This is a genomic window from Acinetobacter sp. YH12106 (genome assembly GCF_013418995.1).
In the GTDB taxonomy this organism is placed as follows: Bacteria; Pseudomonadota; Gammaproteobacteria; order Pseudomonadales; family Moraxellaceae; genus Acinetobacter; species Acinetobacter pseudolwoffii.
This window is the reverse complement of sequence record NZ_VPAV01000006.1, coordinates 135,569-144,278: the sequence shown is the minus strand read 5'-3', so window position 1 is coordinate 144,278 and position 8,710 is coordinate 135,569. Positions and strand designations below refer to the sequence as shown.

The window sequence follows — 8,710 nt, the reverse complement described above, 5'->3', positions numbered from 1 at the left end:
GAAAATGTATATCGTTGGCAGAAGAAATTATTTAGACCAGTTATCAAAAACTTCATTGATGACTTTATTCTCGATAAAAATCATCTGCTACCACAGAGAATCTATAAATAATAGTGCGTAAGTCCTAATAAAGATAAGTATTTCTATATTTTAGATTTAGAAATTGTCACAAAGTGTACATTTCGCTTAGGCTATTTTTATTATTCATTAGATGTTTTTTTGTCTTTTATTCGGGTTGATAGTTTTTTTTAAAGAGATGCTGCATTATGCCCGATTCAGCCATTAAAAAAAACCGTTCCCTAGAACGGTTTGTAATCTGGTAATTCATCATGCGGCGTGGCAATACATTTTTCAGTAAACTCAGCGCGGACTTTTTCACGGGCTGCTTTTACATCTGCCTTAATCTCTTCGGCTGGAAGTGCGTAGACTTCATCAATAATGTTCAGAATAAAACCTTTGGTGGTTTCATCATCGATCTTGAGGGCATGCTCGATTGCTTTCTCTTTCTCAATCGCATTCTGACGATCCAGCATAATGGTCCGCGCGGCATTCCCCACACTTCGACAATAACCTTGCCACTGCTCTTCAGGGGTTAAGGGTTTCTTCTCGGCACAACCGGCCAGAGCCAGCATAAACGATAAAGCCAATAACTTTTTCATGAGTTTCTCCTTCCGAGGGGCAATATAAAAGATCGGGGAAGATTTGTCATTTAAAATGCCAGTATGACTCTAAATTTAAAAAAGCCCATCAATGGGCTTTTGTTTTTTAAATACTTAACCGCATGAAGCCTGAATAATTTTTTTGCTGGCAGGATCTACGGTTACTGTCACACGCTCTTCACGATAATCCATGGTGACTGCTTGACCCGGCTCGACCATACGTACAATCTGCGCCTGGGTTTTCTGTTTGATTTGCGCTTCAGTCAGGTTGGACTGACCAACCAATGTCATCGCCTGATCGGCAATACATTTAGGCTGGTTCATATGCAGCAACTCCCACTCTTCTACCACCTGTCCATTCTTTAAATGACAATATCCAACCTGGCCATTACTTTCATTACGTATTTCAAGCTTGCCACCCTGATTGACACAATAAGTGCTCGCCGGATTTGGCATACCTATTTTGGGCGCTTCCGTTTCTGATTGTGGTGTAGTGGTACAGGCGCTTAAAGCAACCGCCAGCAAACCGAACAGCATTGTTTTTTTCATGAGCGTGTATTCTTCTTCAATAATTCTGCACTAATTTAGCATATTTCCATACCTTTTCTAGGCACAAGTCTGTGTACATTGCTAATCAAACACCTTCAAAAAAGTTTAAGAATAAAAGTATTGCTAAATTCAGTATTGCTATCTTGCCAACTATTTGATTGCTGAAGCTAGAGATGCGTGGAATCTGTTTAAATTGAGACGAATACTAATTTAGCATTCTCAATTAAGTGATTCTTCATTCCATTATCAACACAATGTCATTACATAAAGTTTAAATAACTGCATTTTTAGATTTGTGATCTTTGCCAGATTGATTTACTATTTGATTGAATTTTAAACTTTATACTGGCATGACAGACGATCTCCAACTCTCCCTCAAGGAATATCTTGCGACAGTTCAGGAAGCGGTCAAACTCACTTTCGATACGCCGGTATGGGTCAAAGCTGAGATTCGCAACCTTAGTACCAAAGCAGGTCATTATTATCTGGAACTGGCAGAAAAAGAGGCTGATAGCGATCAGGTCATTGCCAGTTGCCGAGCCACCATCTGGAAATTTAGCGCCCAGAAAATTGTCACTCAATTTGAACGTGAAAGCGGGATTGAATTAAGTCGTGATCTCAAAGTTCTGATTAAAGTCAAAGCCAATTTTGATCCACAATATGGTTTTTCTTTAAATATCGTTGAGATTGACTCGGGTTATACCTTGGGTGATATTGCCCGGCGTTATCAGCAGATTATTGACAGGCTAAGCGCTGAAGGGCTGATTCAGCGTAATAGAAACCTGCCCAGCCCTTTTGATTTGAACCGAATTTTAGTGATTGCTCCCGAAAACGCAGCAGGTCTCGGAGATTTCAGAAAAGATGCCGATGCACTACATCGTGCGCAAGTTTGCGAGTTTATCTATCACACTGCGACTTTTCAGGGAAATTCTGCCCCGCAAAGCATTATGCAGAGTCTGGCACAAGCTCTGAAACAATGGGCGAAAACCTATGACACTGCGCCAGATTTAATCGTCATTATTCGGGGTGGCGGAGCAGTCAATGATCTGGCTTATTTAAATGATTATGATCTGGCTGCCCTGCTCTGTAAACGCTCGGTTCCGATTTGGGTGGGCATCGGACATGAAAAAGACCACACCATTCTGGATGAGATTGCGCATCGCTCCTTTGATACTCCGAGTAAAGTCATCGCCGGAATTCGTAATCATATAGTCGAACTCACACAAGATGTCTTGAATTATTTACAGCGGATTCAGCGTTTATCTCAACAGCAAATTCAGGCCTACCAAAATCAGAATGATCAATTCTTAAAACTCATTCAAAGTCTGGCCAACAGCCAAATTATGGATGCCCTGCAACGTCTGCAACAGATCAAGGCCAATACCTCCAGTCTGGCTCAGCAACATACCCAACTAATCAATCAGCAGCTAGATGCCCTGATGCGGGAAACGCTATTGCAAAACCCACGACATGTTTTATCGAAAGGTTATGCCATCGTACGTCAGCAAGAACATGTGGTGGGTTCTATCAACCAGATTCAGCCCAGCGATCCGGTTCAGGTAGAACTGCAGGATGGCATTTTTTCAGCACAACTTATACAGGTACTTCCCCATGACTCATGATACTTTAAGCTTCCAGCAAGGCTATGACATCTTGAAAAAGAATGCGGAATTGCTCGAATCTCAGCAAGAACCGGACATTGATAATCTGATGAAAATCGTGGAAGAATCCATGAGCGCCTATAAAGCCTGCAAGGCACGTGTTGAAGCGGTGCAAAGTGCGCTAAATGACACATTTAAAGATTAGTGATTGAATGACTCTAGTTGAGTAGCTCAGGCTATTTAAGCATCTTTATATCATAAAAAACCCTCAAAAAATGAGGGCTTTTTTCAATTTAATTTACGCTATGAATATCCAGTTCCTCATTACTTGCCAATACGACAGAGGCTAAAATTGGCACCCCCAGAATAAAGGGTACAGCGAAGATCCATAAAACCACAGTCACTTCTGGATCAAAGAAAAATTGAATCGAAAGCGCAGTCAAAATAAGTACAGCGAATAGAATCATTGCAAAACGGATTATAAATTTAGTTGCCATGCGAACATACTCTGATGAGTGAAATTGTACTTTCAATATACACCTAATTTTATTAAGGCTTTATTGATTTTCAATTTATTATGATCTGATTTGATTGATTTTTTATATTTTAGCGCTGATTTATTGCTTCATTCATTTTTCTTAAGGATGTAACAGAAACATAATTTCAGCCATATTTCACAACTTTTTTGCAGCCCATTGCGCTTAAATTCTGATATTCATTGCTTCTACAGGTGTATACCCAAAGCACTGTACTTCATGACAAAGAAAATCACGAACATAAAAAGCCCAATATTGAATTGGACTTTTTTCTTTACTCTTCAACTTCTATGGGATTACCATCTTCAGGGCGAATATGCCGCGTGCCATCATCTGCAGGATCAACACTTGAACCATCTTTGGTAATCGTGTTGTACAGCTCATCCTCTTTCTTATCATCGATAAACTCTTCATCTTCGAAATCTTGAGGCTCATTGTCATCATCGAAGTTTAACGGCTTTTCTTCATCTATCATGGCGATCCATCACTTCTATAACCCAGAAAATATCATGCTCAAACATTTGATCGTTTCATTCAAGGGTCAAGCATGATCATTTGTGTAACCGGGTCTATATTGCGGTTTTCAAGCCAGATACATATCAATAGATACTAGCGTTCTTTGATAAGTCATTTTTTAATCATTATAAATAAAATACCCTCATCCTCTTGCGAAGCAGTGCTTCTCATCCCAGAAGGATGAGGGTATTTTCAGCATCTATTTAAATATGAATAAATTGAACATTTTTTAATCAATTAAAGATATCTAATGAAATCTAGCAATCATTTAAAAATATTTATCTGTCCTTATGATTAGAAACGCCAATTATAGAACAAGTCAATTGCACGTTCTAAGGACTGACTCGCTTCCAAGTAAAGACGCTGATTCACCTGATAACGTAAAGTCAGTTTGTTCACCGGGGTAAACACCCCAACACCATAACGAAGATATAAATCAGGGGTAATATAGCCGGTCACCGACACCTGGGTATCATCCCCTGTTCCTTGTGCATCTAGTGCCAAACCACTCAAGCCAAACGTCCGTCCAATCTGGTTGGTCAGCGCGCGGGTTCCACCCAGGCCCAGACTGATACCTGCTGCGGCAATGGTATTATTCACATCAGATCTGAATCCTTCAGCCTGACTTAAACCGGATGCACCTTCGTTGATACGACCAGTAATCAAGGCATTTAAAGCTTCCTGCTCTGACAAGCCAGCATCATTATAAATCTGAATATTTGGGCTTGAAGCAGTGCCCGTCACCCGTACCCCGACCGTACTTCCCTGAACCGACTTATTGGCATCAACATCCAGCGTCGGATTGGTCAACTCACCATTAAAACGGGCAATGGCACGGTTCAGATCCAGACTCTGACCATAAGCTTCGATTTTCACCCGCTGTGATACCCCGATCGCACCATTGGCACGCATCGCAGTTTCCAGACCCCGCTGTGACAGATTGACCCGGCCCAATAGCGGAATACGGCTATCAAAGCCCTGGAATATCACTTGATTGCCCAGAGAAACCGCCACATCAGCCCGAATATCCCAAGGACGGGCAGATTTGAGAATAGCCAGCTGGTCATCACCTTCACGCACCACACGTACATCTGAAGAAAGTCCAACCACAGGTTCTGAGGCTTCAGGCATAGAAATTAGTGCACGTGGCACATCAACCGTACCACTTAGACTCAGCTTTTTATTGAATGGATACATGTCCAAGGTTAAATCGGGCGTAACCACGGCAGTAATTAAAGGTGCCTGACGAATCAGCAGATTTTCACCTTGCAGTTTTAACTGTACTCGCGGATCACCTTTCCAGTCGACTGAACCGGTCAATTTACCCACGCCACGACCACTGTTAAATGCACCATTAATACTGGCAGAATTCTGACGTATCGATGAATACAACTGCACATTGGTCAGATTCACCGGCAAGGAGATCATGCTGATCGAAGCATCTTTGACTCGAACCTCACCTTCCAGCAAAGGATCAGTTAAGGTTCCACTCACTTTTCCGGCATAGGACAAGGTGCCATCCAGATTACGGATGTCCTGAATAAAGGGTTTAAAGACTTTAAGCTGCACCTGATTAAAGGCAATTTCGCCACGCATCGGTTTACTGTCCCGATATGGATCAATAATGACATTGGCATACCCTGTCCCGATATCCGGAGTTTTTACATCCAGTCGAACTTGCAAGCCTTCTGCGACACTTTTTGCCACCAGACCCACTTCATCATATTTTAGGGTAGAACCTAAATAATCCGGGTCTTCCGAAGATAAGCCGACCACACCACTTCGGGTGACCAAACGCGCATCAATTTTTGGTTTAGCACCTTGCGCCCAGGCTGCCTTGGCATAACCATTCACTTTACCGGTCAATGCCAGTCCTTCAGGCAGGAATGCACTGAAATCATCCAGATCCAGGTTTTGGGTCACAAAGGATACGCTGCCACGGGTTTTATTGACCCGAATCGGTTGATCAAAACACAACTGGCTTTGCTGACTCATCCAGCAATGTGTACCGACAAACAGATCAGACTGGGCCGCATTATAAATCACTGCCGCATTTTGACGCTGTACCAAATGAGCACGCAAAGAGTCAAAATCACCTTTTTGAATCTGACCCAGCCAGTTATTTTGTGCATTAAAGCCACCGGCCAGCTGCACAAAGAATTTTGACAGTTTATTTTCTGCCTGAACTTTAAGGATATGCGCCGCACGAGTACCGGCAAGTGATATTTCCCCGCGTACAATTTCCCGTGAACCGCTACGCAAGCGATCCATTGTGGCAGTTAATAAGGTTGCTGTGGTCTGCGAGGTCGGCAACTGTCCGCGGACACGAATTTTTTGCACACTCATCAGGTTTTTAAAGGCAAAATTATCAATCGAAAGATTTGCCGAAGCCTGCAAACGTGGCTGCGCCTGCATATTGATATAGCCCTGCGCACGACCTCTTAAGCCCGGATATAACTCATACAATGCTGGTGCGTTGACTTTGAGTTGCAGATTCTGCGCATTGCCAGTGGCCTGAATCTGGTTGCTGGCATAAGACAGGAACAGGTTATTGGCTTCAAACTGCTCTGGAACAAAACCACGCTGATTTGAATTAATAATGACTGATAAATTACCTGTGCCTCGTACCGGCTTGTTATTTAACATACCGGCCAGATTCAAACGCTGGATCTGAATGCGTTTTAAGGCATCTGACCAAACCCCTTGGGTTTTTACATTGCCCGACAACTCGCCTTTCAGGTTGGCATTAAAATATTGCGGCTTAAAGCGGATTAATGAAGCGTTAATATCCCAGTCAATACCATTTGCCAGATTCACCAGACCATTGGCATTAATCTTGCCAGCGATACCATCATGACGCAATTCATTGACTCTCAATACTTCTGGTGTACCTGAAACACGCAGTTTCAGGATTCCCTGACTGGCTTGCAACTGACTGGCATTTAAAGCCCCATCATAATTGACTGCATAGCCTCTAAAACCACCGCCGGCTTTTTCATTATGGAATAATAAAGCAATGGTACTGTTACCGGTCAGACGTACTGTTTCGTTCTGTTCTGCCAGGCGCCCAGTCAGGTCTACATTAGACAGTTTAATAATCTGCTGATTGGGTTGTGCATAGCCATTGGCCTTGATCTGGCCATTTAAACGGTCTATCGGTGAAGCCGCAGCCAGACTTCGGGTATTTAAGTCCTTGGCGTTTAATAATGCAGTCCATTTCAACTGGCGTTTTTCTTGTGGCAGTTCAATTCGCGCATGACCGCTTAAGCTACCTGCCTGTGCATTGGCGCTATAATTGAAGCTCGGCACATTTAGAATATTATTTTTCAGATCCAGTTTGGCCTGATACATGCCTGCCGGCAGAAGACCTTGTTCGTGCTGTTCGACTTTGGTTGCCACATGAATATTCTGCTGGCCTTCGACCAGTGCCAGTTTCACATCGCCAGACTGACTGCTGAGCCAGCCGACATAGGGTACGGCGCGGTCGATATTTTGCCAGGCAACATCCAGAAGAATCGGTTGTGCTTTATTGTCTTTAACCGGATTCTGATCCAGTTTGATATTCCAAGTTTCATAACGGTCAAAATCTACCAGCGCCGTCAGATGCAGGCCATTTTCCAGATTGCCTTTTGAGGCAATATTGCCATCCAGGCTAGGTGGTAAAAAGTCTTGTACGACTTGCGGGATACGTTCATGCTTAGGATCAATTCTGTTTAATCGTCCGTTCAGATCCCAGCTTACCTGTTCGTTCCAGCCCACTGTCCCGGCAAGGCTAACCGCACCTTTCATCAGCTGGCCATTCAGATCGGTAATATTGAGCTGATTGACCAGATCGGTATACATCACCGCGTTATACTGGCCTTGTGGAATATTTTCACCGATCAGGTCGGTACGGACGTTCAAGTCCAGACGATCGATATCTCCATTGAACTCGGCAATCCCGTCTTTCGTAAACAGTTTCTGCTCAGTCAGAATCGGCCAGTTATAATCCTTAAATTTTAACTCGCCACGCATCGGCACCTGGGGCCGCATTGGATGTACGATGGCCCAACCGGTTAATAAATCGGGTGTATTGGTCGCTACGCCTGCCTGAATCGTATCCAGCGTGCCACGCGCCCGAACCTGAATATCATGAATATTCAAGCTGTCTCTTAAAGAAGGCAGATTGACGATTGCGCGGGCATCCAGTGGATATTTGCCTTCAAACTGCATTTTACCCGTCGCTTCACGCACCGAGAGATAACCCATATCCATGCGGGAATCTTCAAAGTTTAATTCGGTACCAGACCAGAGCGCATCATTTAATTCGATATTATAAAAATCAACTGCCGTGGTTTGGGTTTTAATCACCAGATGATCAAGGAGCAGATGATCGACGCGCAGCACAAAAGGCAAACGGATGGCATTGAACTTGAAAGGTTCGCTGCTAGACGGAGTTTTATTAATAATTTGCAGGTTACGGACATCTGCTTCATTCAGATGAATTTCTTTTTTGATGATCGCCCGCCAGCCCAGTTTTACATCAGCACGATCAATTTTGACATCGACCGGTTTCAGGCTGACCAGCACATTTTTAAGAATAATTCCACGCCATAAATTTCCGCCTTCATATTCATAATGAATAATTTGCTGGCGTTGTAATACCTGATCTAGCAGGAACTTACTGCCCTGATTGGTCGAAAACAGCAGCGCCAGCACAGAGAGCAGGAAAATGAGTGAGAAAAGTACCGACAACAGGATACTTCTCAATATACGGCGCTTTTTCGGCACAACGCTATCTTGTGGTTGTTGTTCTGGCTGTGGTTGGTTCTCGACCATGATCTACTCAAATAACTATTTTTAAAAAATG

The 8,710-nt window shown here is 43.2% G+C and carries 7 protein-coding genes and 1 pseudogene; 3 read left to right on the top strand and 5 right to left on the bottom strand.

Annotated elements, in window-relative coordinates; translation table 11 throughout:
- Positions 1-111 (top strand): annotated as a pseudogene (locus FTU45_RS07495) (IS701 family transposase); the annotation flags it as partial.
- A 188-nt stretch (positions 112-299) separates the two neighbouring features.
- On the opposite strand, the gene FTU45_RS07490 reads toward FTU45_RS07495, so the two are convergent.
- A complete protein-coding gene (locus FTU45_RS07490) occupies positions 300-659 on the bottom strand; it encodes a hypothetical protein (RefSeq protein WP_005097193.1) in 360 nt (119 codons plus the stop codon).
- Positions 660-773: 114 nt separating this feature from the next.
- The gene (locus FTU45_RS07485; RefSeq protein WP_074383210.1) at positions 774-1,208 is read right to left on the bottom strand and encodes an I78 family peptidase inhibitor; all 435 of its coding nucleotides are present in this window, start codon (positions 1,206-1,208) and stop codon (positions 774-776) included.
- Positions 1,209-1,558: 350 nt separating this feature from the next.
- On the opposite strand from FTU45_RS07485, the gene xseA reads away from it, so the two are divergent.
- Together xseA and xseB are read left to right on the top strand one after the other, a co-directional pair.
- Positions 1,559-2,830 (top strand): exodeoxyribonuclease VII large subunit, encoded by a 1,272-nt coding sequence (gene xseA / locus FTU45_RS07480; protein ID WP_159138307.1) that lies wholly within the window; start codon positions 1,559-1,561, stop codon positions 2,828-2,830.
- Positions 2,820-3,014 carry an exodeoxyribonuclease VII small subunit gene (gene xseB / locus FTU45_RS07475; RefSeq protein WP_005170556.1) on the top strand — a complete coding sequence of 65 codons (195 nt, stop codon included), beginning with the start codon at positions 2,820-2,822 and terminating at the stop codon, positions 3,012-3,014. Before xseA ends, xseB begins: the two co-directional genes overlap by 11 nt.
- An 88-nt stretch (positions 3,015-3,102) precedes the next feature.
- On the opposite strand, the gene FTU45_RS07470 is transcribed toward xseB, so the two are convergent.
- From FTU45_RS07470 to FTU45_RS07460, 3 genes are all read right to left on the bottom strand, one after another.
- Positions 3,103-3,306 (bottom strand): hypothetical protein, encoded by a 204-nt coding sequence (locus FTU45_RS07470; RefSeq protein WP_005097198.1) that lies wholly within the window; start codon positions 3,304-3,306, stop codon positions 3,103-3,105.
- Between the two features lie 313 nt (positions 3,307-3,619).
- A complete protein-coding gene (locus FTU45_RS07465; RefSeq protein ID WP_005097200.1) occupies positions 3,620-3,820 on the bottom strand; it encodes a hypothetical protein in 201 nt (66 codons plus the stop codon).
- Between the two features lie 335 nt (positions 3,821-4,155).
- The gene (locus FTU45_RS07460; protein ID WP_180076214.1) at positions 4,156-8,679 is read right to left on the bottom strand and encodes a translocation/assembly module TamB domain-containing protein; all 4,524 of its coding nucleotides are present in this window, start codon (positions 8,677-8,679) and stop codon (positions 4,156-4,158) included.
- Positions 8,680-8,710: the final 31 nt, after the last annotated feature.

Excerpts from the sequence above, each read along its gene's own strand:
- FTU45_RS07490 (WP_005097193.1), bottom strand. The coding sequence starts at position 659 with ATGAAAAAGTTATTGGCTTTATCGTTTATGCTGGCTCTGGCCGGTTGT.
- FTU45_RS07485 (WP_074383210.1), bottom strand. The coding sequence starts at position 1,208 with ATGAAAAAAACAATGCTGTTCGGTTTGCTGGCGGTTGCTTTAAGCGCC.
- xseA (WP_159138307.1), top strand. The coding sequence starts at position 1,559 with ATGACAGACGATCTCCAACTCTCCCTCAAGGAATATCTTGCGACAGTT.
- xseB (WP_005170556.1), top strand. The coding sequence starts at position 2,820 with ATGACTCATGATACTTTAAGCTTCCAGCAAGGCTATGACATCTTGAAA.
- FTU45_RS07470 (WP_005097198.1), bottom strand. The coding sequence starts at position 3,306 with ATGGCAACTAAATTTATAATCCGTTTTGCAATGATTCTATTCGCTGTA.
- FTU45_RS07465 (WP_005097200.1), bottom strand. The coding sequence starts at position 3,820 with ATGATAGATGAAGAAAAGCCGTTAAACTTCGATGATGACAATGAGCCT.
- FTU45_RS07460 (WP_180076214.1), bottom strand. The coding sequence starts at position 8,679 with ATGGTCGAGAACCAACCACAGCCAGAACAACAACCACAAGATAGCGTT.